Source organism: Roseateles albus (genome assembly GCF_028595345.1).
Lineage (GTDB): Bacteria > Pseudomonadota > Gammaproteobacteria > Burkholderiales > Burkholderiaceae_C > Paucibacter_A > Paucibacter_A albus.
Genome location: NZ_JAQQXT010000016.1, coordinates 20,208 through 46,115, shown reverse-complemented (window position 1 = coordinate 46,115; position 25,908 = coordinate 20,208). Strand labels below are relative to the sequence as shown.

Below are 25,908 nucleotides of genomic sequence, written 5' to 3'. Positions count from 1 at the left end.
GGCTGCCCAATTGACGGGGCGCATTGCCGACGCACCCGCGCGCGCTCTTGAATCGGCGGCGCCGCACTCATGGACAATCGAAAGCAAGGCAGGCAATACCCTGTTGTCACTTCAGCGACTCAGTATGAATAGCACGGTTCTTACACTCAGCGAACGCAGCGAAATCGACGCCGGTTCTTGGTTTTCCAAACTGTCGGAGCCCTTGCGCGAGGACATTTTGTCGCGCGCCACGGTGCGCCGCTTGGGCGATGACGTCTTATTGTCTTGCAGAGGCGAGGCCGCCGAGGAATGGGTGGGAGTCGCCAAGGGCGCTGTGCGGATCAGCTCGGTGTCTTTGGCGGGCAAGCAGGTATCTTTGACTTATGTAGAGCCCGGAACATGGTTTGGCGATATCTCTTTATTCGACGGAATGCCGCGCACCCACGACGCAACGACGCATGGCGACACCACCTTGCTGATCGTGCGCAAGCCGGATTTCAGAGAACTGCTGCAGCGCCACACCGAGCTTTACGAGGCTCTGTTGCGCCTGAACTGCCGCCGCTTGCGGCTGATGTTCAATGCGGTGGAAGACCTCAATACCCTGCCCCTGGCCTCGCGCTTGGCCAAGCAGATCTTGCTGCTGGCGCGCTCCTATGGGGTGCGCCAAGGCGAGGAGATACGCATCGGCTTGCAGTTGGCGCAAGAAGACTTGGCGCAACTCTTGGGTGCCTCGCGCCAGCGGGTCAATCAGGAACTCAAGGCGCTGGAGCGAGACGGCGCTGTGCGCGTCGAGCCCACGCGCTTGGTGGTGCTAAGTCGGGAGAAGCTCTTGGCGATTGCCAACCGCTAAGCCAAATGACATACAACGACTTGCAACTTTAAAGAGACTCATGGAAGCCTTCACCGGAACAAAAGCCCCTTCGCAAGCGATAGACAGCGACGCCTTGGCGCTGTGGCTTGGCAAGCATTTGAGCGGCTTTGCCGGCCCCTTGAGCATTGAGCAGTTCAAGGGCGGGCAATCCAACCCCACTTACAAGCTGAACACGTCCGGCCGGGCCTATGTGATGCGCTCCAAGCCGGCAGCGGTGGCCAAGCTATTGCCATCGGCCCATGCGATCGAGCGTGAATTCATGGTGATGTCGGCACTTGCCGGCAGTGAAGTGCCGGTACCGCAAATGCTGGCTTTGTGCGAAGACGAGTCCGTCATCGGCCGCGCTTTCTACATCATGGAGTTCATCCCTGGCCGGGTTCTGTGGGATCCGGCGCTGCCGGGCATGAGTGCTCCTGAACGTTCAGCCATTTACGCGGAGATGAACCGCGTCATCGCGGCCCTGCACCGCATCAACCCTCAGGCCATTGGGCTGGGCAACTACGGCAAGCCCGGCAACTACTTCGAGCGGCAAATCGGACGCTGGAGCAAGCAGTATCTGGCTTCCTTGACCGTCAACACCGCGCCGATCGAAGCGATGGACCGCTTGATGGCTTGGCTGCCGGCCAATATCCCCGCCTCAGCACTGGACCCCTCTGAAGTGTCCATCGTCCATGGGGACTTCAGGTTAGACAATTTGGTTTTTCACCCCGAACAAGCGCGCGTGGTCGCCGTTCTGGATTGGGAATTGTCAACCTTGGGACACCCCCTGGCTGACTTCAGCTATCACTGCATGACCTGGCATATCCACAGCTCATCGGCGGCGCGGGGGCTTGCCGGCCTGGATTTGGCGGCACTGGGCATTCCCTTCGAGCCCGACTATTTGCGCCGCTACTGCGAGCGCTGCGGCCGCAGTGACCTTGAGCAATTGCAGCGCGACTGGAATTTCTATCTGGCCTATAACTTGTTCCGCATCGCCGCTATTTTGCAAGGCATTGCCAAACGCGTCAGCACCGGCACGGCGTCCAGTGCACAGGCCCAAGCCGCTGGCGCCGGCGCCAGACCGCTGGCCGACCTGGCCTGGACCTTCGCGCAGCGTCAAGCCGATCAGGCCTGAGCCGGATCCTCGTCGGGGCGCGAGCTTTGCCAGGCAATCGAGGTGGTCGTGGGCCAGGGCCCACGGTCGGTGAGCCTTTCATTGACCCGCAGCAACTCCCGGCAGGCCAGCTCCAGCAGCTTCACAAGGCCCTGGATCTGCGGCAAGGTCGGCTCGGCCATCGCCGTGCGCAAATAGGCATTGCCACGCATCGTCATCAGCACAAAAGGCTGACCCTCGGGCAGCAGGTCCTGGCTTGCTTGCGCCAAGACCTCGCTCAAATCGCCCTCTAGCCATGCGCCCACCAATTCCTTGTTGACGCCCACGGCGCCAAAGCGCTGGCGGACCAGCTTGGAGCTGATTTGACCGAATTTTGGAAACATGACCAACCAGCGCATTTCTTCAGGCGTGTCGGTATCCACACGGGTCTTCAATGTGTCGGTGTAGGCCTCGAACACCGCAGACTCCAGCTTGTCCATCAGGTTGCGACAAAGCACCATCATCTGCAGATCGCCATGCAAGCGCAATTCACAGCGAATGCGCAACTCGTTGCCCTCGATGTAGGCGCGCTGCGACGGCCCCCACTCGATGCGCAGACTGCCAGGCAAAGCCTTGGGCTGCTCAATCAGGAAGCCGCGGCCGTCCCTGGAAATCCGAAACTGCGCATTGCGCCCTTCGGCCCAATCATGGATAGACCGCCAGCGAGCCGCATTCGCTCGCACAACAAACCAGTGTTTTACTTGCTTAAAAAACATGAGCTAGGACAATGCACTGAACGGTGAAGACACATGCCGCGCCTCCTTTGACCGGTGGAGAACAAAATGATCGAAGTGTATTCATGGCCTACGCCTAACGGCCACAAAGTTCACATCATGTTGGAAGAATGCGGTTTGCCCTACCGGGTGATCCCTGTGGACATAGGTAGCGGCGCCCAATTCGAACATAAATTCCTCTCCATCAGTCCAAATAACAAGATTCCTGCGCTGACCGACCCCGCCGGACCAGACGGCAAACCCATATCGCTGTTTGAGTCCGGCGCCATTTTGCTTTATTTGGCCGGCAAGACGGGGCAGTTCTTGGCCCATGACACGGCGGGCAAATACGAGGTGTTGCAGTGGTTGATGTTCCAGGTGGGCGGGGTCGGCCCCATGCTCGGGCAGGCCCACCACTTTCGCATCTACGCACCCGAAAAAATCAACTACGCGATTGAACGCTACAGCAGTGAAGCACGGCGTCTTTACAAAGTGATGAACACGCGCTTGGCGAGCTCCACCTATCTCGGCGGGCGCACCTACAGCATTGCCGATATCGCCGTCTTCCCCTGGCTACGCTCATGGAAGAACCAGGGTGTGGAGCTCAGCGACTACCCGCATCTGAAAGGCTGGTTTGACGAAATCGCCGCTCGCCCCGCCGTTCAGCGAGGCTTGGCCGTACTGTCGGAAAAGCGCAAATCGCTGACAGACGAACGCGCACGCGAAAACCTGTTCGGTGACACGCAGTACCAGAAACACTGAGCCCAGCTGCATCAGTTGTGGCGTTGATTCTTACGCCATCGCTTGACCCAGCGCCGCCGGTTGGAGAAGCTCCAACACACGCCGGTTGAACTCGAAGTCATGCCACAGCAGTAGACAGGAAACTCGCATTGGCAGCGACGCGCGCCAAAGAGGTGTGCCCAGATGGTCCGACCAGCAGGAATCGAACCTGCAACCGCCCGCTTAGAAGGCGGGTGCTCTATCCGGTTGAGCTATGGTCGGAAATGAACTGTTTGAAGCTCAATGGGGCCGCGATTGTGACATGAGCCGGCAGCACTTGCTGCCAACTCATGCCCTTTGCCGCCCAGCAGCGACTCAGTTCAACAACACATTGACGATCGCATTGCCAATGCCCATCAGGGCTGCGCCCGAAATCAGGCCGGCGCAAATCGGCTCGCAGCCATCGACCCAGAGGCGATGGCCCGGTGTGCCGGGAGCCTTGTGCTTGCGGCCCATGTACCAGAACAGCAAGGCACCCAACCACATTGCAAAGACCGATTCAGGCGGCAGCACCACACCCAAGCCAATCGACACCGAGGACAGAGGGAAGCGGCCCTTGCTGACGATACGCATGATCTCAATCGCCACCGCGCTGACGAAGGCTACAAACATCGCCACCAAGGCCGACGCCGGCAAACCCTGCACGCCCTTGGCGATCAACTCGGCCACGCCCTTCCACTGCAATGCGCCCGGCATTGCAAACTGCTCGGAGACCAAGGTCGCCGCTGACCTGACGCCGTTTGCGTCGGCCGGCAAGAACAGCAAGAAGTACAGCGGCACGCAAGCCATCACGCCAGCCAGAATACCGATGACATGGCCAAACGCCTGATGCCGAGGCTTGCCGCCCAACATATAGCCAGGCTTGATGTCTGACAGCAGGTTGGCGGCATTGGAAGCAATCTCGGACGTCATGCCGGCCGGCAGCAGGTTGCTGGCGGGGTTCGTACGGTCGATTGCGCCCATGGTGAATTGGGTGATCTTGGACAGCGCGCCTGTCGGCGTCCACGAGGTCAAGGCCATCGCATTGGTGCAGATGATGGTCAGCACAAAGATCAACGGCAAAGAGACCAAGGCCAAGAACATCGGTACGCCGAAGAACACATGCGTCACCCAGGCGCCCAAGAAGCCAAAAATCGGCACGCCGACATAGGAAATCCACAGCGGCACTTCAATGCCAGCCAACACATCAGGCCCCTGCGCGGCGGCAGCTGCCTTGTCCTTCTTCTTGAACATACTCGTAAAGAGTTCAGGCTTGGCCAGCAAGCTGACGATGGAGCCTGTCACCATCATCGTCACACCCCACCAGAGTGACCATTGATTGACAATCTCGGCGCGCGAAATCGGGACCACCGCTCCGGTCGGCGAAATGCGCTGCACGATCTCGCCAGCATTGATCATGATGGGCGCCAAGACCACGAAGTTGATAAAGGAGCCCAGCATGCAACTGGTGGCCACCGCGATACCCATCAAACCGCCGACACCCAACATGGCCGCGTCCATTGTGAAGCGAAGCCCCAGCATACGGAAATCGACGCCCATGATCTTGGGAATCCACCAGTCCATCTTGGCTGCGGCCTGGTAGTAGTAGGTATCCAGTCGCTCATGCAAATGCCAGGGCTCGGTCATGCCCGCCCATTTATCCATGCGCAGAACTTTGAACTGCAAAAGCTTCATCCAACCGTCGCTGACGATGGCCTGATAGAGCGCCGTGCCGCCGGCAACCACGCCCAGCAAGCGGGCCTTATAGACACCTTCAGCGGCGTCGCCGGTGTAAAGAGAATCAAGCACAACACCGCTGGCCCGGCCTTCGGGGAAAGGCAGTTGTTCCTCGTTGATGAAGCGCCGCTTCATTGGAAAGGCAACTAAAACACCGAGGATGGAGATCACCACCATCCAGATCATCATCTGCCACCACGGGATGATGCGGCCGGTGATCAACATATAGGCGGCCAGGCTGGAATACAGCGGTGCCACCACATAGCCGGCCGCCGTGGCGATCGACTGGGTGCAGTTGTTTTCCAGAATCGTGTAATCCTCGGCCAGGCCTGCGGCATGCAGCGCCCGAAACAGCGCGAAGGACAAAATCACCGAGGTCAGCCCCACGCCGATACCGATGCCGGTTTTACCGCCGATATAGAGCGAGGTCGCGGCCAATACGGCGCCAAGTAAAAAACCGGTCAAGGCTGCTCGCAGCGTCAGCTGCGGCATGCTGCCGCGGTAGACATTTGTGAACCACCACTCGTCTTTTTGCGCCCGGGTCCAGGTGCGTATCTGCTCGTCGGTCAGTTGTTGGATAGCCATGAGGAAAAAGGAAAATGGTTGCGGGCGGGGTGCCGCCCAGAACTGCGGATTTTGTCCGCCCTGCTTAGCCAGAGAAAGCCGAGGATACCCAGGGCTCATCCGGATCGAACCGCGAAAACTTATTTCGCTTCTGAAATGAAAAAACCCGTTGCAAGCCAGCTTGCAACGGGTTGTTCAATTCATTGATGGTCGGGGCGGTGGGATTCGAACTCACGACCCTCTGCTCCCAAAGCAGATGCGCTACCAGGCTGCGCTACGCCCCGACTGAGATTAAAAAACCTGCCGCAGTAAAACTGTGACAGGCCATTCAATTTCTTTAAAACTTTCTAGTTCGAGAACTATAAGTCTTTCAAATTTGTTCTTGGTCGGGGCGGTGGGATTCGAACTCACGACCCTCTGCTCCCAAAGCAGATGCGCTACCAGGCTGCGCTACGCCCCGACTAAGACGACTATTCTAGCCTGCTTTTTGAAGGGTCCGCAAGATATTTCTTGAAATTTCGAAAAGCGCTGCAATTTGCGCATCGGTGTGCCTGTGGATTGCTCAAGTTTTTTTGGCGCCGTCGATTGACGTCAAAGTTTGGCAATCCAAGGGCCGCACCGCTTTGTGCCAAAATCAACTGGCACCCATACCAGCCACGAAAGCGCGACGCCGGCAACACAAACCGGCTAGCCCAAGGACAATTCATGAGCAGCGACCTGATCAAACATATTTCCGATGCATCTTTTGACGCCGATGTGATCCAAGCCGGCAAGCCCGTGCTGGTCGACTATTGGGCCGAATGGTGCGGCCCTTGCAAGGCCATCGCCCCTATCTTGGATGAAGTATCCAAAGACTACGGCGACCGCCTTCAAGTCACCAAAATGAACGTCGATGAGAATCGCGATGTGCCCGCCAAGTTCGGCATTCGCGGCATTCCGACCCTGATGCTGTTCAAGGACGGCCAGTTAGCCGCCACGAAAGTTGGCGCGCTGTCCAAGGCTCAATTGACAGCCTTCCTCGACGCTAACCTATAATCATCGTCAGCTTGTTGTTGCGTGCCGCAACTCAACCGAGTTTTCGGCACTCAGCAACAGCCAAATTGCCAACACGCTCATGTCACCACGGTGATTCTGAAGCGTGGACTCGGCGCCCAAGCTCCCGCATCCTTATCTGTTCAACGACACCGCCCGCCACACCCGTGGCAACAGCGGCGTCGCCACGCATCAGCGGTCGACTGGCTGTCGCAGTATCTGTCCCCGGTCCTTGGCAGGACCTTTGACGACCTACCGGGTTCTCACCCATGCATCTTTCCGAACTGAAAGCGCTTCACGTCTCCGAACTCATCAAGATGGGCGAGGCGCTGGAGATCGACAACGTCGCCCGCATGCGCAAGCAGGAGTTGATGTTTGCGATCATGAAAAAGCGCGCCAAAGGCGGCGAACAAGTGTTCGGCGACGGCGTTTTGGAGGTCCTGCCGGACGGCTTCGGCTTTCTGCGCTCGATCGACGACAGCTATATGGCATCGACCGATGACATCTACCTGAGCCCAAGCCAGATCCGCCGCTTCAACCTCCACACCGGCGACATGATCGAAGGTGAAGTACGCGTACCCAAAGACGGCGAGCGCTACTTTGCCCTGGTCAAGGTTGACCGCGTCAATGAGTTGACGCCCGAGGAAAGCAAGCACAAGATCATGTTCGAAAACTTGACACCCCTGTTCCCCAGAGAGCAGTTCAAGCTTGAGCGTGACAACTTCAAGGGCGAAGAGAACGTCACCGGCCGCATCATTGACTTGATCGCGCCAATCGGCAAAGGCCAGCGCGCCTTGATCGTTGCCCAGCCCAAGACCGGCAAGACTGAGATGATGAAGAGCATCGCGCATGCGCTGGTGGCCAATCATCCCGAGTCTCATCTGATCGTGCTGCTGGTGGACGAGCGCCCGGAAGAAGTGACCGAGATGATTCGCACCGTGCGCGGTGAAGTGATCAGCTCCACTTTTGATGAGCCGGCCGCCCGCCATGTGCAAGTGGCTGAGATGGTGATTGAGCGCGCTAAACGTCTGGTCGAATTGAAAAAGGACGTGATCATCCTGCTGGACTCGATCACACGCCTTGCTCGCGCCTACAACAACGTCCTGCCCTCGTCCGGCAAGGTGTTGACGGGCGGCGTCGACGCCAACGCCCTGCAGCGCCCCAAGCGCTTCTTCGGCGCAGCCCGCAAGGTCGAAGAAGGCGGCTCGCTGACCATCATCGGCACCGCATTGATTGACACCGGCAGCCGCATGGATGAGGTGATCTACGAAGAGTTCAAGGGCACCGGTAATTGCGAGATCCATCTGGATCGCCGCATGGCCGAGAAGCGCGTCTACCCTTCGATCCTGATCAACAAATCCGGCACCCGCCGCGAAGAGTTGCTGCTCAAGCCCGAGATCCTGCAAAAGAGCTGGATCCTGCGCAAGCTGCTCTACAACATGGACGAGATCGAGGCGATGGAGTTCGTGCTCGACAAGATGAAATCCACCAAGAACAACTTGGACTTCTTCGACATGATGCGTCGAGGCGGTTAAGTCGTCAGCGGTTGGTTTCAACGGTGCCCGCTAGAGGCACCACCCGAGCGCCTTGCTTGCCGAGGCGCTCAAATTCAGGCTATAATCCGCGTTTTGCCGCTGTCGAAAAGTGCGCCACATGGTGTGGCGAGGCTGTAGATACGTCAGCGCCAAGTCGCAAAGCGAGAGGTCCATCATGAAAGACGGCATTCACCCTAACTACCGCGAAGTCTGCTTCGTGGATCAGTCCAACGGCTTCAAGTTCGTTACACGTTCAACCATGGGCAGCAAAGAGTCCATCAAGATGGAAGACGGCCGCGAACTGCCTCTGATCAAGTTGGAAACCACCAGCGAAACTCACCCGTTCTACACGGGCACCCAGAAGAGCATCGACTCGCTGGGCGGTCGCGTCGAGAAGTTCCGCAACAAGTTTGCAGGCTTCAGCACCAAGAAGTAAGCCCTCCGAGGCTGAAGATGAAAGGCAGCTCAGGCTGCCTTTTTTTTCGCCTCGAACATGGCGATCCTGGGTCGTGCCGGGTGCGAAAAGCCGCGGCGATGCGGCATGATGTCGCACTGAACTAGAACCATCAAAAGCTGCGTGAACTTACCTACCCCTGCCGTTGTAGCTGTGCGCGGCGCACAGCGCCTGCCCAGATTCCCCCTCTTGCTGCTGTGTGCGGCCTACATTTTGCCGGGCCTGTTCGGACGCGACCCTTGGCGGCAAGCCGATCTCAGCTCCTTTGGCTTTATGGCCAGCATCGCCCAAGGCCACGCACCTTGGTGGCAGCCGGCCATTGGAGGCGTGCCCGCTGAAGGCGGCCCCCTGCCCTACTGGATAGGCGCGCTTGCGATCAAGGCCTTGCCCTTTGCCGACGCAGCCTTTGCCGCCCGCCTGCCCTTCGCGCTCATCTTGATGCTGACGCTGATGTTGGTTTGGTACAGCTGCTTTCACCTGGCGTGCACAGAGGCCGCGCAGCCAGTGGCCTTCGCCTTTGGCGGCGAAGCGCAGTCGATCGACTATGCAAGAGCCTTGTCCGACGGCGCTCTGCTCGCATTGATGGCCACGCTGGGTTTGCTGCAGCTGGGTCATGAGACGACGCCGGAGCTCTTGCAACTGCTGGCCTCGTCCTTGTTCTTATATGGCTTGGCCGCCGCACCGTTTCGCCCCGTCAAATCACGCTGGGCGGCATTGGTGTCGCTGCCGGTCTTGGCGGCCAGTGGTGCGCCGATCGTGGCCATGGTGCTGGCGGCAATCGGTGCCTGGTTATGCAATCGCTCGCGCTATGCGGCCGCTCGCGCCCTGGTGAAATGGCTGCTTTTGGCCGGTTTGTTGGCCACGGTGAGCGCCTGGGAGTTCAATGCCTGGGCCTGGCGCATCAATACCGCCGCTCCCGTCGAGCTGAGCTTGCGCATGATGAATCTGCTGGCTTGGTTCACATGGCCGGCAGGCCCGCTGGCAGCTTGGACAATCTGGCGCTGGCGCAGCCACTGGCAGCGCCGCCATATCTTGCTGCCGCTGGTATGCGCCTTGATCCCTATCGTCACCAGCATCTTGATGGGCGGATCGGACCGCGCACTACTCTTGGCTCTGCCCGCCTTGGCTTTGCTGGCAGCCTTTGCTTTGCCGACCTTGCAGCGCGGCTTCGCGGCAGCCATCGATTGGTTTTCGGTCTTCTTTTTCAGTGCAGGTGCGCTGTTCTTTTGGGTTTACTACAGCTCCATGCAGCTGGGTTGGCCGGCCGTGCCGCTGGCCAATTTACGTCGTCTCGCGACCGGATTCGAGCCCCACTTCAATGCTTTGGCGCTCTTTTTTGCCGTGCTGGCCACCTTGGCCTGGTTGGCGCTGGTGCGCTGGCGCACCGCCCGCCATCAGCATGCGCTTTGGAAAAGCTTGGTCCTGCCTGCCGGCGGCGTCGCCCTAGGCTGGCTTTTGGCCATGACCTTGCTGCTACCGCCGCTGGACTATGCGCGCAGCAACCGACCCTTGGTGGAACAATTGCAGAAGACGATACCGGCCCACGTCGATTGCATTGCGACCCCGGATCAAGCGCTTTCGACCTCGGCCGCGCTGGAGTTTCAGGGGCAATGGCGGGTTGACGGCGTTCATGCACTGGCGATCAGCCCTTGCAGTTACGCGCTGCAGTCCAGCCAGGCGCAGATTCCGGAAGGCTGGGAAAAGATCGCCCTTGTGCGGCGCCCCACGGACCGCGCGACCGGCTTTGCCGTTTTACGGCGAGCCAGGTAGGCCGCCGCGGCCGGCGCTCAATGCAGAGGTGCGTTGGCAGCCTCGACGCCGAGTGCGGGCTCGCCCAAATGACGCACGCGCACCGCCGGCCAGGTCAGGCGGAACTTCGAACCTCGGCCGGGTTCGCTCTCGATTTGCAGCTCACCGCCATGGCGATGCATCACATGTTTGACGATGGACAAGCCCAGGCCGGTGCCGCCCGTTTCTCGGGAGCGGCTGCCATCAACCCGGTAAAAGCGCTCGGTCAGTCGCGGCAGATGTTCGCGCGCGATGCCTAAGCCGGTATCACTGACACAGAGCTCGCCCGAGCCATCACCAAGGTCCCGCCAGGACACGTCAATCTCGCCGCCCACCGGTGTGTAGCGAACGGCGTTATTGACCAGATTTGCCGCCGCGCTGAGCAGCTCCGATTCGATACCGGCCAGCTCAATATGGGTATCCAGCTGAATCCTCAATTGATGCCGGTCATTGGACAAGGCCTGCGCGTCGGAGTTGATCCGCGCCAGCAAGGCATCCAAGCTGACCCAGCGGTCTGCGGTCGGGCGCGGGCTACCCTCCAGCTGAGCCAGGGTCAGCAAATCGCTGACCAAACCTTGCATGCGATCGGTTTGCTGCCCCATCAAGGTCAGCACCCGCGTGCGTTCGGCGGCCGTCAATGAGAGCGACACCATGGTCTCGATAAAACCCGACAAAACGGTCAGAGGGGTGCGAATTTCGTGCGAGACGTTGGCGACGAAATCCCGCCGCATCGCATCAGCTCGCTCGCGCTCGGTGATGTCTTGCGACAGCACCAACTTCATGCCGTCCCCATAACGCTTTACGATGACTGACAAAGTGCTGAAGCCGCGCACATTATTCAACAACAAGGGCGTTTCATAACTCTCAGTACTGAGAAAAGAGACAAAAGCAGGTGAGCGCAGCAAATTGGTAACGCGCTGGCGCAAATCCCGCACCGGATCGAGCGAAAAATGATCGGCCGCGACGCGATTACACCAGTGGATGTGATCCTGCGCGTCCAACATCAGCACGCCGTTGGGCGAGGCATCGATCGCCGACAAAAACTGCTGCAACTGCAGCCGCTCGGCGGCAATGGTCTTGTCCCGCTCGCGCACCGCGCGCTCGATCCGATAGCCCAGCTCGCCCCAGATGCCCCTGTCGCGCGGCGCATCGTCGAGCTGCGAGCCGCGCAGCCATTTCAGCAAACGGTGCCCGCGTACTGCATCCAGCACCACAAGAGCGGCAATTGCACTGACAGCGCTCAGCGCTTCACCCAAAAAGGGCCAGGGCAGCAAGCGCCCCATCCAGTGACCGATCAAAACACCAGCGACAGCCACCAGCGTGGCCAATACAAAACGAGGCAACAGCCAATTCACGCCAACTCCAAAAAAAGCCCCGGTCTTTCAAGCAATCCGGGGCTCATGCTCAGGCGGGCAAGACCGCCGACTGTTGCGTCAAACGGTAACCCGCGCCGCGTACCGTTTCGATCATGCGAGCGCATTGCACACGCTCCAGCGCCTCTCGCAGACGCTTCACATGCACATCCACCGTACGCTCTTCAATGAAGACATGATCGCCCCAGACCCGGTCCAGCAGCTGCGAGCGGCTGTGCACGCGCTCGGGATGCGTCATGAAGAAGTGCAGCAGCCTAAACTCGGTGGGGCCGAGTTTGACCTCGGCACCGTCGCGGCTGACGCGGCGTGTACCCGGATCAAGATTCAATCCACCCACTTCGACCAGAGTGTCCAGCGCCTCTGGCGCCTTGCGCCGCAGAACGGCGCGAATTCGCGCCAGCAGCTCATTGGTCGAAAACGGCTTGGTCAGATAGTCGTCGGCACCAGCGTCAAGGCCGGACACCTTGTCAGACTCTTCGGCCCGGGCCGTCAGCATGATGATGGGCATTTCTTTGGTGCGAGCCGCGCCGCGCCATTGGCGAGCAAGGGCCAGACCCGATTGGCCGGGCAGCATCCAATCCAAAACCACCAGATCAGGCAAGATGCGATCAACTTCATACTGCGCCTGGTCGGCGCTGGCAGCGATCGTGACCTCAAAACCCGCATGGCGCAGATTGATGGAGATCAGTTCGGCAATCGCCGACTCATCTTCCACCACAAGAACTCGGCTCATGTACAGCTCCTCTTCGCTTCAGCGAACCATGGTCTCAACGGCCTCGGGCGTGTTGTGACGCACATCCGTACCCTTGACCACATAGATGATGACTTCGGCCAAATTCTTCGCATGGTCGCCGACCCGCTCGATCGCCTTGGCCACAAAAATCAAGTCGATCGATGAGGAGATGGTGCGGGGGTCTTCCATCATGTAGGTGATCAGCTTGCGCATCAGACCGTCGAATTCCTTGTCGATCTGGTCATCCTGCTTGAGCACCTCGACCGCACGCTCGACATCCAGACGCGCAAACGCGTCAAGTGCCTTGCGCAGCAGCGCCGTTGCCAGTTCGGCCTCAAACGACAAATCGCTCATGGGCAAACGCAGCCGACTCGACACACCGGCATTGATCAAACGCTGCACCGTGCGGGCGATCCGTGCCGCTTCGTCTCCGACGCGCTCCAAATTGGCAATCGTCTTGGAGATGGCGATCAACAGACGCAGATCGCGTGCCGTAGGCTGGCGCCGGGCGATGATGCTGGACAGGTCGCGGTCGATCTCGACTTCCATCGCATTGACCTGCTCTTCTTGCTTGAGCACAGCGCTGGCGATTTCGCCGCTGAAGGTTGTCAGCGCCAAGACAGCCTGTGCAACCTGAGACTCAACCAAGCCCCCCATCTCCAGCACGCGCGTGGAAATGCCGCTCAGCTCAGCGTCGAATTGCGTCGAAAGATGCTTTTCACCCATGATTTGATCCTGAATATTTTTGGTTTAACAACAGCGTTGATGGAGGGCCACTTTGCAGGCCCATCCGTCTGAACGATCGACCAGTGCGATCAAAGGGACCGATCAGCCGAAGCGCCCGGTGATGTAGTCCTCGGTGTCTTTGCGCTTGGGCTTCATGAACAGTTCGGCCGTCGGGCCAAACTCGATCAAATCACCCAGGTACATATAGGCCGTGTAGTCCGAGCAACGCGCTGCTTGCTGCATATTGTGGGTAACGATGGCGACCGTGTAGTCGTTCTTCAACTCATGGATCAGCTCTTCGATCTTGCCGGTGGAGATCGGATCGAGCGCCGAGCAAGGCTCGTCGAGCAACAAGATTTCCGGCTTGATCGCAATGCCGCGCGCAATGCACAGGCGCTGCTGCTGACCGCCGGACAGACCGGAGCCACTTTGGTTGAGCTTGTCCTTGACCTCGGCCCAGAGTGCGGCTTTTTTCAATGCCCACTCAACCCGCTCGTCCATTTCCACGCGCGGCAGAGTTTCAAAAAGACGCACACCAAAGGCGATGTTGTCGTAGATCGACATTGGGAAAGGCGTGGGCTTTTGAAAGACCATGCCGATCTTGGCGCGGATCAGCGAAACATCGTCTTTGCTGGTCAGGATGTCGTTGCCGTCAAGCAAGATCTGACCCTCGGCACGCTGCTCCGGGTAAAGCTCGAACATGCGGTTCAAGGTGCGCAGCAAGGTTGACTTGCCGCAGCCCGACGGGCCGATAAACGCCGTCACCTTCTTCTCAGGAATATCCAGATTGATGTTCTTCAGGGCAAGGAAATTGCCGTAGTAGAAGTTCAAATTCCGAACCGAGAGCTTTGCCCGCTCGGTGACAGGCATATCAACTTTTGCGTCCATGGTGAATTCCGCTCTCTCTATCTATCAATGCTTGTTCTTGAAAAGTACGCGCGCCAGAATGTTCAGCGCCAGCACACCCATCGTGATGATGAAAACACCTGCCCAGGCCAGCTTCTGCCAGTTTTCATAGGGACTCATGGCGAACTTGAAAATCGTCACCGGCAAAGTAGCCATTGGCTTGCTCAAATCGGTGGTCCAGAACTGGTTGGACAGGGCCGTGAACAACAGCGGCGCCGTTTCCCCGGAGATACGCGCCAGTGCCAGCAAGATGCCGGTTAGCACGCCGGCGCGGGCCGACTTCAGCGTCACCGAAATGATGACCTTCCACTTTGGCGTACCCAAGGCATAGGCCGCCTCGCGCAAGGCATTCGGGATCAGGCTCAACATGTTCTCGGTGGTTCGGATGACCACCGGAATGACGATCAAAGCCAGGGCCAAAATACCGGCGTAGCCCGAGAAGGTCAGCATGCGCGTCACCACCAGGCCGTAAATGAACAGACCCACCACGATAGACGGCGCTGACAGCAAGATGTCATTGATGAAGCGCACGGTGCCGCCCAGCCAAGTCCTCTGGCCATACTCGGCCAGGTAGATGCCGGCCATGATGCCGATCGGCGTTCCCAGCAGAGTCGCCAGACCGACCATCATCAGCGAACCAAAAATCGCATTAGCCAAGCCACCAGTCTCGGCCATTGGAGGCGGCGTCATTTCCGTAAAGGTTGCCAGTTGCAGGCCGCCCAGTCCCAAGACCACGGTCTCGAACAAGATCCACATCAACCAAAACAGGCCGAAGGACATCGCGGCCAATGACAAAGTCAAGGCCACCATATTGACGCGCTTGCGCTTGGCATGCATGGCCAAACGCTTGGCATGTTGCTGGCTGGCGGCAGTCGCCACGCTTGTTGCAGGAACGTTCATGAACGTGCCCCTTCATTCTTCTTCAGTTGCGACAACAAGACCTTGGAGCAAGCCAACACGACAAAGGTGATGAAGAACAACACGAGGCCCAGATAGATCAGGGAAGCCTGGTGCAAGCCTTCGCCTGCCTCGGCAAATTCATTCGCCAACGCCGATGTGATGCTATTGGCAGCTTCGAACACTGACAGGGAATTGAGCTGATTCATATTGCCGATCACAAAGGTCACCGCCATGGTTTCACCCAAAGCGCGCCCCAGACCCAACATGATGCCGCCCATCACACCCGTCTTGGTGTAGGGCAAAACTACATTGCGCACCACTTCCCAGGTCGTCGCACCCAGGCCGTAGGCAGACTCTTTCAACATCGGCGGCGTCACCTCAAACACATCCCGCATCACCGAAGCGATGAAGGGAATGATCATGATGGCCAAGATGATGCCGGCCGACAAAATACCGATACCGACCGGTGGACCCGACACCAGACTGCCCAAAAATGGCACGCCGGTCAGCAGGGTTTGCAAGGGTTGCTGCACATAGGTCGCCAAGATGGGGCCAAACACCATCAGGCCCCACATACCGTAAACGATGGAAGGCACGGCCGCCAACAACTCCACCGCGACGCCCAGGGGGCGCTTGAGCCAACTCGGCGACAACTCGGTCAAGAACAAGGCAATGCCAAAGCTGACCGGCACCGCGATCAGCAAAGCGATGAAGGAGGTCATCAAGGTGCCGTAAATCATCACCAGGCCGCCAAACTTCTCCTTGACGGGGTCCCACTCGGTGGTCCACAAGAAGCCCAGGCCAAATTCCTTGATTGCGGGCGCCGCACCCACGATCAGGGACAGGATGATGCCCACAAGCAAGGCCAGGGTGAGCCAGGCTGCTCCATGGGCAAGCAGAGAAAATGCAGTGTCGGCCCAAGGGGCGACCCTGCGGCGCGCTGGCGGCAGGCCCTGGGGTTGAACCAGGTCTGCCGAGCGGCCGGCTTCGAAATTATTGGCTGGAAGTATTGCGGCCACAGGGCCTCCGCATGTTCTGCGTTAAAGAAAAAAGGCTCGCCTGATTCAACAACAGCCCGATCAAGCCAAGGCTGACGGGCTGTTGCAGAGGGTCAAGTCAAACTCACTTGTAAGAAATAGCCTTGCCCGATGCGTCCTTGATATTGGCAGCCCAATGCTTGCGCACCAGTTCCTTGACCGAGTCTGGCAATGGCACGTAGTCCAAATCGTCAGCCATCTTGTCGCCGTTGCTATAGACCCACTCGAAGAACTTCAAGGCGGCGCTGGCGTTGGCAGGCTTGTCTTGCGACTTGTACATCAGGATGTAGGTCGGGTTGGTGATAGGCCATGTGTCCTTGCCGGCTTGCTCGGTCGTGACCTGGAAGAAAGTCTTGTTCCAGTCCGCACCTGCAGCAGCCGCCTTGAAAGCCGCGTCGCTAGGGCGCACAAACACACCGTCCTTGTTCTTCATCAAGGTGTATGTCATCTTGTTTTGCAACACATACGAGTACTCGACATAGCCGATCGAGTTAGGCAGACGCTGCACAAATGCGGCCACGCCTTCGTTACCCTTGCCGCCCGCACCGGTTGGCCAGTTCACAGCAGTGCCATCACCAACCTTGGACTTCCACTCTTCGTTCACCTTGGACAGATAGTTGGTGAACACGAATGTCGTGCCCGAACCATCGGCGCGACGCACCACCGAAATTGCCGCATCAGGCAGCGGAACGCCTGGGTTGAGTGCAACCAAGGCTGGGTCATTCCACTTGGCGATCTTGCCCAGATAGATATCACCCAAGACTTGACCGGTCAGGCGCAACTGGCCCGGAGCGATGCCCTTGATATTGACCACTGGCACCACGCCACCGATGACGGTGGGGAACTGAATCATGCCGTCCTTGGCCAGCTCTTCGTCCTTCAAAGGCATGTCGGTTGCACCAAAGTCAACCGTCTTGGCCTTGATCTGCTTGATACCAGCACCCGAACCCACCGATTGGTAATTGATTCGCACACCGGTCGCCTTGTTATAGGCATCGGCCCACTTGGCATACAAAGGCGCGGGGAAGGTAGCGCCGGCACCCGTCACGTCTTGAGCATGCAGCAGCGGCAAAACAGCCATGCCGGCGGCAAAGAACAATCCATTGCGAATCTGTGTGAATTTCATGAGTGGCCTTGTCAAATGAGGGCTTGTTTAACAACAAACGTCATCGTATGACTTGAATATGACATTGTTGTGACCGAGTGCTACTGTAATTCGACCAGAGCCGAACGGACTATTCCGGAGTTGATTGACATACAAAATTCATTGGACTGTCACATTCGCTCTCTAAGCTGAGAAGCTGTACTCCTTCCACTAGAGCTCCTATGACCATCACAGCCCTCCGTTCCCTCGCCCTGTCCAGCGCCGCTGCAGTGACCCTGTTGTTGAGTGCTTGCGCCACCGCACCGGTGCCCGCCACCGTGGCCGACACCATCGCCGCCAACCCGCAGCTGAGCACCCTCAATCGGCTGGTTGAACAAGCAGAGCTGAAGTCGGCGCTACAAGCCGTTGGACCGATGACCGTGTTTGCCCCGAGCGACGAGGCCTTCAAGGCCGTGCCGGCAAAGACCATGGAAGCCTTGGGCAAAGACAAAGAGCAACTGAAGGCGGTGCTCGGCTTTCATATCGTGCCGGCGCAATTGAATGCTGCCGACGTCAAAAACGGCAATGTGAAGACCGTTCAAGGCGCGGAACTGGCACTGGGTCGCGCTGGCGACTTTGTCACGGTAGAAGACGGCATGGTGCAGCAAGCCGACATCAAAGCCAGCAATGGCGTGGTGCACATCGTTGACCGAGTCCTCATGCCACCGAAAAAGAAGTAAGTCGGTCCGCAGGTCTGGCTACAAATTGAGAAAGCCCCTGCAGCCGAACGCTGCAGGGGCTTTTGTCTTGCCGAAGGCCTCAGCCGCAGACAAGGCTGCAACATCAATCGCAGTTTGGCAACTCCGGTTTGCCGGCAGACTTCATGCATTGCTTATAGCCTGCCGGCAAATTCGCCAGTTGGCGTGACTGCCCCGTGGCAAGCTTGAACTGATCAAACACCTGATGCGTGCAGGTCGTGGTGGATTTGCCTGCGTCCGCCTCTACGGTTTCACAGCGACTGGTAAAGAGCACGTAATTGCACTCGCCGCTTGGGCTGGCTACACATTCGATTTTGGCTGAACCAGGGCTCTTGACGGTGGCGCTGTCGCCGTCTTTGGTTGTGGTGATATGGATGGCGCAGCCGCTCAAGAAAGCGGCGGAGGCGACACATGCAATGACCGCTAGGCGGGCAAGCTTGAAACGTTGGATCATGGGTTTCCTGACTTGATGCGGCCCAAATGAACCGACTGAGCGCATGCTATTGAAGCCGCCCTGAGCCGGCAAAGCGCTTGCGACGAAGTGCAAAAAAAGACCACCCGTCTGCACAGACCGGATGGCAAAGCGAGGACGGTCGGGCGCAATGCTGGCGATGTTCAGGCATAGCGGCGACGTAGCGGCAGGCAGGCCAGCCTATCGGCATAGCCATCGTTGCCACATCCAACCCGCCGCACCACCGTCAAGCCGAACCCGCTGTCGCTCAACTCGAGCGCTCAAGCAAGGTCCGCAGGCGCTTGAGCATGGGTGTCACCATGGGAACCGTCAGCATGGTGCTCGCCACCGCCATCAACAAGAGCGCGGTGAAGGTCTCGTTGGTGATGATCTTCTTGTCCAGCAAGATGTTGGCGAAAATGATCATGATCAAAGCCTTGGTCTGCAAGAGCCAGCCGATCAAGGAGGCCTCGCCCTTCTCCCATTTCAAGACCCGCCCGGCCATGTGGACGCCAATCAGCTTGCCGGCCACCGAAGCCAGCAGCAACCAAGCCGCCGCCACAAAGACCGCCGCGCCGCCCACGCCCCATTGCGTACGCAGTCCGGTGCTCAAGAAAAACACCGGCATGATGACCAGCAAGACGTTGTGTCGCAGGCCGTCGAGTTGCTTTTGATCGAACCAGTCGGCATCGATGATGGCGCCGGCCAAAAACGCACCGACCATGAAATGCAGGCCCGACCAGTCGGCGCCGAAAGCGCAGGCCGCCAGCCAGACCAGCCCGACAAACCAACGGTCGCTCTGTGGCAGGCGCTGCATCAACCAACGGAACATGAAGCCGACGACGACAAAGGCGGCGATAAAGCCGGCTTGTCGTCCGACTCGGCCCCAGTCCATCAGAATCAACGCCAAGACGCCCCAGATCGCCACATCATCAACGCTGGCATAGCGCAGCACGCGCTGCCCCAAGGGCCGGCGCAGAATATCCAGCTTCTCCATCAGCAAGATCAAAATAGGCAGGGCGGTGACCGCACAAGACATACCCACGCCCAATACGAATTGCCAAGTGAGGGCCTTCTCACCCATCCAGCCTGGGCTGGCCAACATGGCGATCGCCGCAACGCAACCAAAGGCCAGCGGTAGGCCCAGCGCCAGCCCGGCGGTGATGCCGCTTTCACGCCTGTGCTGCCAAGCGGCCTTCAGGTCCAACTCGATACCGGCAATCCAGACAAACAGCATCACCGCCCACCAGGCAATGCCGTTGAGGGACTGAATCACCGCAGGATTGAAGACAAATTCGTAATAGCTCGGGAATGCCGCACCGAGCACGCCGGGGCCCAGCAAGATGCCGGTGATGATTTGCACCACCACCAAGGGGGCGAAATGGTCGGTACGAAAAAGACGCCAGATCAGGTAAGGGACGCTGAGAATGATCAGCATCGCAATCAAGAAAATTTCGGTCGTGTTCATAGGTGGGCTGCAAGGAGGCCCGCGATCGTAAAGCCTGCGGAAGTCAGCCCTTCTGGGTGTTTGCCCGCCAAAGCGAAATTCGAATTGCGCTGTAACTCAAGACCCGGTTGGCGTGCATGGCTTGCCAAGCGAATGGGTCGATGTTGGAATTAACCGACACCACGCCGATCGCCGCATTGCTATGGTTTGGCCCGCCAAGCTCATCCCCAAGAAAAGCGTCAAGAAAGCATCACGCATGAAACGAATTTGGGACATCTCTCCGCCGGTCTCGGCGCAGTCGCCGATCTTCCCGGGCGACGAGCCCTTCAGCCTCAAATGGACAGCGCGCCTGTCGGCTGACTGCCCCGTCAACCTCAGTGCCATCACCATGTCGCCGCATGTCGGCGCGCATGCCGATGCACCGCTGCATTACGCCGATGGCGCAGCCAGCAGTGCCGAGGTCGACCTCGACGCCTACCTGGGCCGCTGCCGCGTCATCCATGCGATTGACTGCGGTCCCCTGATTCAGGTGGAGCATCTGAGGCATGCAGCCTCCCAGATGCCGGCTCGCGTGCTAGTGCGTTGCTGCCAGAAGGCAGCCATGCACTGGGACCCCGACTTCAGCGCTTTTGCCCCCGAAACCGTCGAATGGCTGGCCGGCCTGGGCGCCAAGCTCATCGGTCTAGACACACCCTCGGTCGACCCCGCCAGCAGCAAGACTTTGAGCAGTCACCAGCAACTGCTGCGCCTGGACCTGCGCGTGCTGGAGAACCTGGTCTTGGACGAGGTGGCCGAGGGCGACTACGAGTTGATCGCCCTACCGCTCAAACTCACCGGGGCCTGCGCCTCGCCCGTGCGCGCCATCCTGCGCGAACTCTAAATTTCTGCGCCATCCTGCGCGAACTCTGATCCATTGGAGAAACCGATATGACGACAAGACAAGACTGCGACGTACTGGATCAAGAAGACCCGCTGCGTGAGCTGAAGCAGCAGTTCGACCTGCCTGCTGGAACCATTTACCTGGACGGTAACTCGCTGGGTGTGCTGCCACGTGAAACCCTGGGCCGGGTGCAGCAGGTCATTCAAAAGGAATGGGGTCAGGACTTGATCAAGAGCTGGAACACGGCCGGCTGGATCGATTTGCCGGGCCGTATCGGCGACAAGATTGCACGCTTGGTTGGCGCAGCACCGGGCGAGCTGATCGTGGCGGACTCAACCTCGCTCAATCTCTACAAGGCCTTGTCGGCGGCGCTGCGCATTTCGTTGGAGCAAGCGCCTGAGCGAAAAGTCATCGTCTCCGAGCGCAGCAACTTCCCGACCGATCTCTATATTGCCGAAAGCCTGGCACAGCAGTTGGGCCTACGCCTGCATTTGGTCGACAACGTGGCTGACATTGCCGCCACGCTGAATACCGACCTGGCCGTGCTGATGCTGACCGAGGTCAACTACCGCACCGGCTACAAACACGATATGAAGGCCCTCACCGCCGCCGCTCACGCTGCGGGGGCGCTGGTGATCTGGGATCTGGCCCATTCGGCAGGCGCTGTGCCGGTCGACTTGAATGGTGCCAAGGCCGACTTCGCGGTCGGATGCGGCTATAAATACCTGAACGGCGGCCCCGGCGCGCCGGCCTTTGTTTGGGTCCATGCCAAACACGCGCAGCGCTGCTGGCAGCCGCTGTCGGGCTGGTTGGGCCACGCCGCACCATTTCAATTCACACCTGACTACCAAGCTGCGGCCGGCATCAAGCGCTTTATCTGCGGCACGCCGGCGCTGCTGTCGCTGGCAGCCTTGGAGTGTGGCGTTGACACGGTGCTGGCCGCCGAGAGTTTGGGCGGCATGCAAGCTTTGCGTAAAAAGTCGATTGCGCTGACCGAGCTTTTCATCGAACTGGCAGAGTCGCGCTGCGCCGCTTTGGGCATACGTTTGGCCTCACCGCGCGACGAAAACCAGCGCGGCAGCCAAGTCTGCTTGAGCCTGGACGCGCCCTTGCATGAAGCGGGTTACGCGGTGATGCAGGCCTTGATCGCGCGCGGCGTGATCGGTGACTTCCGAGCCGGCGATCCGGCGCGCCTGGACGAGGTACCGCACATCCTGCGCTTTGGCTTCACGCCGCTATACATCGGCTTTGCCGATGTCTACGACGCGGTTGAACATCTGGTGCAGGTGCTGAAAAACGAAGAATGGAAGCGCCCCGAGTTCAACACACAAGGAGCAGTGACATGAGCTGCCCACACCAAAGCGAAAGAATTGTGGAAGAGGAAAAAGCGCAGCTCGACTTCTCCAAGGACATGAGCTATGGCGACTATCTGAAACTTGATCAGATCCTCAACGCACAGCAGCCACTCTCGCCCGAGCACAACGAACTGCTCTTCATCATTCAGCACCAGACCTCAGAGTTGTGGATGAAGCTGATGCTGCACGAGATGCAGGCGGCGGTGGCCTGCGTGGCGAATGATCAACTGCCGGCGGCCTTCAAGATGCTGGCCCGGGTGTCGCGCATCATGGAACAGCTGGTACATGCCTGGGATGTGCTGGCCACGATGACACCGCCCGAATACACCGCGATTCGCCCCTACTTGTCTAACAGCAGCGGCTTCCAAAGCGCCCAGTACCGCCGCATCGAATTCATGCTCGGCAACAAGAATGCGGCCATGCTCAAGCCCCATGCACATAGGCCCGATTTGCTGGCCGAGGTGGATGCCGCTTGGCGCGCGCCCTCTTTGTATGACGAGGTGCTGCGGCTGTTGGCCAGGCGCGGCATCAGCGTACCGGCAAGCGCGCTGGAGCGTGACTGGACGCAGCCGCGCGGATTGGACGAGGGCGTCAAAGCCGCATGGCTTAGCGTCTACCGAGAGCCTGAAAAGCACTGGGACCTCTACCAGATGGGCGAAGAGTTGGTCGATCTGGAAGACGCCTTCCGGCTCTGGCGCTTCCGTCATGTCACCACCGTGGAGCGGGTGATCGGCTTCAAGCGCGGCACTGGCGGCACCTCGGGCGTGGGCTATTTGCGCAAGATGCTGGATGTCGTTCTATTCCCCGAACTGTGGGCGCTGCGCACCGAACTTTAAGTTTGGGCTGTGCTTGATTCTCAAGCACAGCCCTTTGCTATAAAGTCGGTCGAGGCCTAGTGGCAAGCTTACCCCATGCCTGCGAGGGTCAAGTCTTGCCGGCAGGTGCCGAAGCTATGGGCTTGAAGGGCATTTTTGCGAACCTGAGCTAGACCCCCCAGTCATGACGACCCCCAGCGCAAGTCCTGCCACTCAAAAACCGCTGACTTCGCCGGCGGCAGCAGCCGCGCCCGCCCTGCCCGCTTGGTTGAAGCGTCACCTGGCGATTCGTGGCGCTGCCGTGCTGAGCTTGGCCTTGCTGCTCTTGGCTGTCGGCTTTATTGCCTTCGAGCACCGCCAGCAAGAGCAACTTGGCCGCGAGCAAAGCGATCTGTATTCGCAAACCCTCGAAAGCCAAGTCAGCCAGACACTGGGCAGCATCGACCTGACATTGTTGGGTTTGATGCAATCCAAGGCCGGTCAGGCGGAGAACGCTCCACTTTCATCCTTGAACGCTTTGCTGGCCCTGTCATTGGCCAAAATGCCTGCGGTCAGGAGTTTCTCCTTGCTCGACGCGCAAGGTTTGGTGCTGGCCAGCAGTTCGCCCAACAATATCGGGCGTCAGATTTCACTGCGTCAATTGCAGCTGACAAGCCAAGCCCAGCCGGCGGGCTTGGGTCGCCCATGGCCGGGGCGGGATTTGTTTGACTTGAAGAACTTGGCCCAAGGCGATGCGAATCAAGCCGAAGCGCCCCCCCCCACTCAACCGCCCAAAGGTGGGGCCCGAGTATCGCTACCGCTGAGCCTGGCGCAACAAACTGCGCATGGCGTGCGCTACTGGGTGGCAGTGCTGAAGTCTGAGCATTTCGACAGCATATTGGATCAACTCGTCCAGGATCGCGGGCAAGCTGCGGCTCTGCTTAGCTTAGAAGGTGAGCTGATCGCTGCCAGCCGGGACCTCAAGCGAGCGGCCACAAGCTCAGGCGCTCAGCACATCGTGTTCAAGGAGCTATTGCCCAATCACGAGCAGGGGCGCTTCAGCTCAATCTCGAGCGCGGCGGGCGCCAGCAACAGTTTGTCGGGGCTGGACAGCTCGGGCAGCTTTCAGCGCGTGAACGGCCACCCCTTGGTGGTGATTCTGGAGCTGCCCAAGGCCGTGGTCTGGGATCGCTCGGCCGGCTATGCGCAAGCGGTCGGGCTGCTGACTTTGACGGGCTTGATGCTGATGGCGGGCTTGGGTCTCATTGCCTGGCGAGCACTCAGCGCTTACGAGCAGGCAAAACGGGAACTGGTGGCCGCTCATATGAGCCTGGCGAGTAAAGAACGCGAACAGAGCCTGCTGATCCAAAACGTGCAGGAGCTGATGTTCCATACCGATAGCAACGGCCTGCTGCAGTTCATCAACCACGTCGACTTCTTGGGCAACAAAAGCGTGCAGTCCTGTCTGGGCCAGCCCTTTGAAGCTTTGATCGACATGCGCGACCGGGTCAAGGCGCGCGGGCTGTTCCGAAGAAACACCGGGTTCATGAACTTGCCGGTAATCCTTCGCCTGGACGCAGCCGACGGCCGCCAGCGCGTGCTGGAGGTGGTGGTAACCCCCATCAAACCGAACGAAGGCCTGATCTCCAACGACACGGTCGACGCTGCGCCGAAGGGATTAAGGGGTGAGCTGTCAAGTGAGGTCTCGGGATTCGTCGGCTTTGCCCTGGATGTCACCGAGCGCGAGGATGCGCGCCAGCGCCTGCAAGCGCAGCTGGACTTCACCGCTCGCCTGATCGATGTCTGCCCGATCCCACTCTTCGCCAAGGACCGCGGGCTGCGCTTTGTGATGGTCAATCAGGCCTGGAGCGATATGACGGGCATCGACAAGAACCTGGCGCTGGGCCGCAAGCTCAGCGAGCTGCGGCCGGCGAGCTTGGCCAAACCGATTGAACTGCAGGACCAAAGCCTGGTCGCGCAAGGCGGCAGCGAGCATGTAGAGATTCGCGAACGTGAGCGTGACTACCTGACGCACCGGGCCGTGTTCACCGACGCGAATGGAGCGATCGCCGGCTTGCTGGGCAGCGCGATCGACATCAGCCGCTTTGTCGAGGCCGAGCGCCAAATCGGCGAGGCCCGCGACGCGGCCGAGCGGGCCAACAATATCAAGACCGAATTCGTCGCCAATATGAGCCATGAGCTGCGCACGCCCTTGCAAAGCATCATCGGATTTTCGGAGTTAGGCGTCAGCCGCAGCGGCCAGAACGCCCGCTTGCAAGACATGTTTGCGCGTATCCACAGCTCGGGCCAGCGCATGCTGGAGTTGGTCAACAACCTGCTCGATCTGTCCCGCCTCGAGAGCACCGTCGGCCATCTGGTCTTAACCGAGCAAGACCTGGCCCCGCTGATACAGGCCGTGATGGATGAGCTTGCCGGCCCGGCTGACAATCGATCGATCAAACTCAAGCTGCAGCTGCCGTCCCAGCCCCTGCTGGCTGCGGTCGATGCCGGGCGGCTTCAGCAAGCGCTGCGTAATGTGTTGGACAACGCGCTGCGCCTGGCACCCGCCACCAGCCAGATCACCATCGCAGCGGTACACGATGGTCCGCAGCTCTGCATCAGCGTGCATGACCTGGGCCCCGGCATTCCAGCAGGCGAGTTGGAGAGCATTTTTTCGCCCTTCGCCCAAAGCTCGCTCACCAAAGAAGGCGAAGGCGGGACCGGCCTTGGCCTGGCGGTGTGCCGCAAGATCATGGTGGCACATGGCGGCGGCGTATCTGCCCATAACCATCCCCAGGGCGGCGCAATTTTCGAGCTGCGTTTGCCGATCGGCTGACCATCCGCGGCCGCCTACAATCCGCGCCAGCCCTCTTACCACCCCAACATCAGCTCGGTTCGCG

General features: G+C 59.3%; 23 protein-coding genes and 3 tRNA genes. 12 read left to right on the top strand and 14 right to left on the bottom strand.

The features are described from left to right. Nucleotides 1-124 precede the first annotated feature (124 nt). Both PRZ03_RS20620 and PRZ03_RS20615 read left to right on the top strand, forming a co-directional pair. Nucleotides 125-829 (top strand): Crp/Fnr family transcriptional regulator, encoded by a 705-nt coding sequence (locus PRZ03_RS20620; protein WP_263535377.1) that lies wholly within the window; start codon nucleotides 125-127, stop codon nucleotides 827-829. A gap of 40 nt (nucleotides 830-869) precedes the next feature. Further along, nucleotides 870-1,964, top strand: a complete 1,095-nt coding sequence (locus PRZ03_RS20615; protein ID WP_273602050.1) for a phosphotransferase family protein — start codon at nucleotides 870-872, stop codon at nucleotides 1,962-1,964. Here PRZ03_RS20615 and PRZ03_RS20610 read toward each other — a convergent pair. Further along, complete coding sequence (locus tag PRZ03_RS20610; RefSeq protein WP_263535375.1) at nucleotides 1,955-2,698, bottom strand: hypothetical protein; 744 nt, start codon at nucleotides 2,696-2,698, stop codon at nucleotides 1,955-1,957. The genes PRZ03_RS20615 and PRZ03_RS20610 overlap by 10 nt on opposite strands. A gap of 66 nt (nucleotides 2,699-2,764) precedes the next feature. Here PRZ03_RS20610 and PRZ03_RS20605 point away from each other — a divergent pair, with 66 nt between their 5' ends. Then, nucleotides 2,765-3,457: a glutathione binding-like protein gene (locus PRZ03_RS20605; protein WP_263535374.1), complete on the top strand. Its 693-nt coding sequence runs from the start codon at nucleotides 2,765-2,767 to the stop codon at nucleotides 3,455-3,457. 163 nt (nucleotides 3,458-3,620) lie between these two features. Here PRZ03_RS20605 and PRZ03_RS20600 read toward each other — a convergent pair. The 4 genes from PRZ03_RS20600 to PRZ03_RS20585 form a co-directional block, all read right to left on the bottom strand. After that, nucleotides 3,621-3,697 (bottom strand) — tRNA-Arg (locus PRZ03_RS20600). A 93-nt stretch (nucleotides 3,698-3,790) separates the two neighbouring features. Then, nucleotides 3,791-5,776: an OPT family oligopeptide transporter gene (locus tag PRZ03_RS20595; protein ID WP_273602049.1), complete on the bottom strand. Its 1,986-nt coding sequence runs from the start codon at nucleotides 5,774-5,776 to the stop codon at nucleotides 3,791-3,793. A gap of 186 nt (nucleotides 5,777-5,962) precedes the next feature. After that, nucleotides 5,963-6,039, bottom strand: a tRNA-Pro gene (locus tag PRZ03_RS20590). A 99-nt stretch (nucleotides 6,040-6,138) separates the two neighbouring features. Then, nucleotides 6,139-6,215: transfer RNA gene (locus PRZ03_RS20585), tRNA-Pro, on the bottom strand. A 245-nt stretch (nucleotides 6,216-6,460) separates the two neighbouring features. Here PRZ03_RS20585 and trxA point away from each other — a divergent pair. The 4 genes from trxA to PRZ03_RS20565 all read left to right on the top strand — a co-directional run bounded on the left by trxA (nucleotide 6,461) and on the right by PRZ03_RS20565 (nucleotide 10,546). Beyond that, a complete protein-coding gene (trxA, locus tag PRZ03_RS20580) occupies nucleotides 6,461-6,790 on the top strand; it encodes a thioredoxin TrxA (protein WP_263535372.1) in 330 nt (109 codons plus the stop codon). Nucleotides 6,791-7,056: 266 nt separating this feature from the next. Then, nucleotides 7,057-8,322, top strand: a complete 1,266-nt coding sequence (gene rho / locus PRZ03_RS20575; protein WP_263535371.1) for a transcription termination factor Rho — start codon at nucleotides 7,057-7,059, stop codon at nucleotides 8,320-8,322. A 175-nt stretch (nucleotides 8,323-8,497) separates the two neighbouring features. Beyond that, nucleotides 8,498-8,758, top strand: coding sequence for a type B 50S ribosomal protein L31 (locus PRZ03_RS20570; protein ID WP_263535370.1), 261 nt, complete (start codon nucleotides 8,498-8,500; stop codon nucleotides 8,756-8,758). Between the two features lie 141 nt (nucleotides 8,759-8,899). Then, on the top strand, nucleotides 8,900-10,546 hold the full coding sequence (locus PRZ03_RS20565) for a hypothetical protein (RefSeq protein WP_273602048.1): 1,647 nt from the start codon (nucleotides 8,900-8,902) through the stop codon (nucleotides 10,544-10,546). Nucleotides 10,547-10,563: 17 nt separating this feature from the next. On the opposite strand, the gene phoR is transcribed toward PRZ03_RS20565, so the two are convergent. The 7 genes from phoR to pstS form a co-directional block, all read right to left on the bottom strand. Continuing rightward, complete coding sequence (gene phoR, locus PRZ03_RS20560) at nucleotides 10,564-11,919, bottom strand: phosphate regulon sensor histidine kinase PhoR (protein ID WP_273602047.1); 1,356 nt, start codon at nucleotides 11,917-11,919, stop codon at nucleotides 10,564-10,566. A gap of 49 nt (nucleotides 11,920-11,968) precedes the next feature. Further along, nucleotides 11,969-12,670: a phosphate regulon transcriptional regulator PhoB gene (gene phoB, locus PRZ03_RS20555; protein WP_263535367.1), complete on the bottom strand. Its 702-nt coding sequence runs from the start codon at nucleotides 12,668-12,670 to the stop codon at nucleotides 11,969-11,971. Nucleotides 12,671-12,688: 18 nt separating this feature from the next. Continuing rightward, nucleotides 12,689-13,396 carry a phosphate signaling complex protein PhoU gene (gene phoU / locus PRZ03_RS20550; protein WP_263535366.1) on the bottom strand — a complete coding sequence of 236 codons (708 nt, stop codon included), beginning with the start codon at nucleotides 13,394-13,396 and terminating at the stop codon, nucleotides 12,689-12,691. Nucleotides 13,397-13,498: 102 nt separating this feature from the next. Then, nucleotides 13,499-14,284, bottom strand: a complete 786-nt coding sequence (pstB, locus tag PRZ03_RS20545; RefSeq protein ID WP_263535365.1) for a phosphate ABC transporter ATP-binding protein PstB — start codon at nucleotides 14,282-14,284, stop codon at nucleotides 13,499-13,501. A gap of 24 nt (nucleotides 14,285-14,308) precedes the next feature. Further along, nucleotides 14,309-15,202, bottom strand: a complete 894-nt coding sequence (gene pstA, locus PRZ03_RS20540) for a phosphate ABC transporter permease PstA (RefSeq protein WP_273602046.1) — start codon at nucleotides 15,200-15,202, stop codon at nucleotides 14,309-14,311. Next, nucleotides 15,199-16,170, bottom strand: a complete 972-nt coding sequence (pstC, locus tag PRZ03_RS20535) for a phosphate ABC transporter permease PstC (RefSeq protein ID WP_409993982.1) — start codon at nucleotides 16,168-16,170, stop codon at nucleotides 15,199-15,201. Before pstC ends, pstA begins: the two co-directional genes overlap by 4 nt. Nucleotides 16,171-16,324: 154 nt before the next feature. Further along, on the bottom strand, nucleotides 16,325-17,320 hold the full coding sequence (pstS, locus tag PRZ03_RS20530; RefSeq protein WP_273602106.1) for a phosphate ABC transporter substrate-binding protein PstS: 996 nt from the start codon (nucleotides 17,318-17,320) through the stop codon (nucleotides 16,325-16,327). Nucleotides 17,321-17,565: 245 nt separating this feature from the next. Here pstS and PRZ03_RS20525 point away from each other — a divergent pair, with 245 nt between their 5' ends. Then, on the top strand, nucleotides 17,566-18,063 hold the full coding sequence (locus PRZ03_RS20525) for a fasciclin domain-containing protein (RefSeq protein ID WP_273602045.1): 498 nt from the start codon (nucleotides 17,566-17,568) through the stop codon (nucleotides 18,061-18,063). A 103-nt stretch (nucleotides 18,064-18,166) separates the two neighbouring features. Here PRZ03_RS20525 and PRZ03_RS20520 read toward each other — a convergent pair whose 3' ends face one another. Both PRZ03_RS20520 and PRZ03_RS20515 read right to left on the bottom strand, forming a co-directional pair. Continuing rightward, on the bottom strand, nucleotides 18,167-18,535 hold the full coding sequence (locus PRZ03_RS20520; RefSeq protein WP_273602044.1) for a hypothetical protein: 369 nt from the start codon (nucleotides 18,533-18,535) through the stop codon (nucleotides 18,167-18,169). A gap of 265 nt (nucleotides 18,536-18,800) precedes the next feature. Continuing rightward, entirely contained in the window at nucleotides 18,801-20,000 is a 1,200-nt protein-coding gene (locus tag PRZ03_RS20515) for a cation:proton antiporter (RefSeq protein WP_273602043.1), read from the bottom strand. A gap of 235 nt (nucleotides 20,001-20,235) precedes the next feature. Between PRZ03_RS20515 and kynB the strand changes: the two genes are divergently transcribed. The 4 genes from kynB (at nucleotide 20,236) to PRZ03_RS20495 (ending at nucleotide 25,844) form a co-directional block, all read left to right on the top strand. Further along, nucleotides 20,236-20,859 (top strand): arylformamidase, encoded by a 624-nt coding sequence (gene kynB, locus PRZ03_RS20510; protein WP_273602042.1) that lies wholly within the window; start codon nucleotides 20,236-20,238, stop codon nucleotides 20,857-20,859. A 47-nt stretch (nucleotides 20,860-20,906) separates the two neighbouring features. Then, on the top strand, nucleotides 20,907-22,205 hold the full coding sequence (gene kynU / locus PRZ03_RS20505) for a kynureninase (RefSeq protein WP_273602041.1): 1,299 nt from the start codon (nucleotides 20,907-20,909) through the stop codon (nucleotides 22,203-22,205). Continuing rightward, nucleotides 22,202-23,050, top strand: coding sequence for a tryptophan 2,3-dioxygenase (gene kynA, locus PRZ03_RS20500; RefSeq protein ID WP_273602040.1), 849 nt, complete (start codon nucleotides 22,202-22,204; stop codon nucleotides 23,048-23,050). The genes kynU and kynA overlap by 4 nt, the downstream gene beginning before the upstream one ends. 163 nt (nucleotides 23,051-23,213) lie before the next feature. Then, nucleotides 23,214-25,844: a sensor histidine kinase gene (locus PRZ03_RS20495; protein WP_273602039.1), complete on the top strand. Its 2,631-nt coding sequence runs from the start codon at nucleotides 23,214-23,216 to the stop codon at nucleotides 25,842-25,844. Nucleotides 25,845-25,908 lie beyond the last annotated feature (64 nt).

Coding starts and splice junctions, on each gene's coding strand:
- PRZ03_RS20620 (WP_263535377.1), top strand. CDS start 125: ATGAATAGCACGGTTCTTACACTCAGCGAACGCAGCGAAATCGACGCC.
- PRZ03_RS20615 (WP_273602050.1), top strand. CDS start 870: ATGGAAGCCTTCACCGGAACAAAAGCCCCTTCGCAAGCGATAGACAGC.
- PRZ03_RS20610 (WP_263535375.1), bottom strand. CDS start 2,698: ATGTTTTTTAAGCAAGTAAAACACTGGTTTGTTGTGCGAGCGAATGCG.
- PRZ03_RS20605 (WP_263535374.1), top strand. CDS start 2,765: ATGATCGAAGTGTATTCATGGCCTACGCCTAACGGCCACAAAGTTCAC.
- PRZ03_RS20595 (WP_273602049.1), bottom strand. CDS start 5,776: ATGGCTATCCAACAACTGACCGACGAGCAGATACGCACCTGGACCCGG.
- trxA (WP_263535372.1), top strand. CDS start 6,461: ATGAGCAGCGACCTGATCAAACATATTTCCGATGCATCTTTTGACGCC.
- rho (WP_263535371.1), top strand. CDS start 7,057: ATGCATCTTTCCGAACTGAAAGCGCTTCACGTCTCCGAACTCATCAAG.
- PRZ03_RS20570 (WP_263535370.1), top strand. CDS start 8,498: ATGAAAGACGGCATTCACCCTAACTACCGCGAAGTCTGCTTCGTGGAT.
- phoB (WP_263535367.1), bottom strand. CDS start 12,670: ATGAGCCGAGTTCTTGTGGTGGAAGATGAGTCGGCGATTGCCGAACTG.
- phoU (WP_263535366.1), bottom strand. CDS start 13,396: ATGGGTGAAAAGCATCTTTCGACGCAATTCGACGCTGAGCTGAGCGGC.
- pstB (WP_263535365.1), bottom strand. CDS start 14,284: ATGGACGCAAAAGTTGATATGCCTGTCACCGAGCGGGCAAAGCTCTCG.
- pstA (WP_273602046.1), bottom strand. CDS start 15,202: ATGAACGTTCCTGCAACAAGCGTGGCGACTGCCGCCAGCCAGCAACAT.
- pstS (WP_273602106.1), bottom strand. CDS start 17,320: ATGGCTGTTTTGCCGCTGCTGCATGCTCAAGACGTGACGGGTGCCGGC.
- PRZ03_RS20525 (WP_273602045.1), top strand. CDS start 17,566: ATGACCATCACAGCCCTCCGTTCCCTCGCCCTGTCCAGCGCCGCTGCA.
- PRZ03_RS20520 (WP_273602044.1), bottom strand. CDS start 18,535: ATGATCCAACGTTTCAAGCTTGCCCGCCTAGCGGTCATTGCATGTGTC.
- PRZ03_RS20515 (WP_273602043.1), bottom strand. CDS start 20,000: ATGAACACGACCGAAATTTTCTTGATTGCGATGCTGATCATTCTCAGC.
- kynB (WP_273602042.1), top strand. CDS start 20,236: ATGAAACGAATTTGGGACATCTCTCCGCCGGTCTCGGCGCAGTCGCCG.
- kynU (WP_273602041.1), top strand. CDS start 20,907: ATGACGACAAGACAAGACTGCGACGTACTGGATCAAGAAGACCCGCTG.
- kynA (WP_273602040.1), top strand. CDS start 22,202: ATGAGCTGCCCACACCAAAGCGAAAGAATTGTGGAAGAGGAAAAAGCG.
- PRZ03_RS20495 (WP_273602039.1), top strand. CDS start 23,214: ATGACGACCCCCAGCGCAAGTCCTGCCACTCAAAAACCGCTGACTTCG.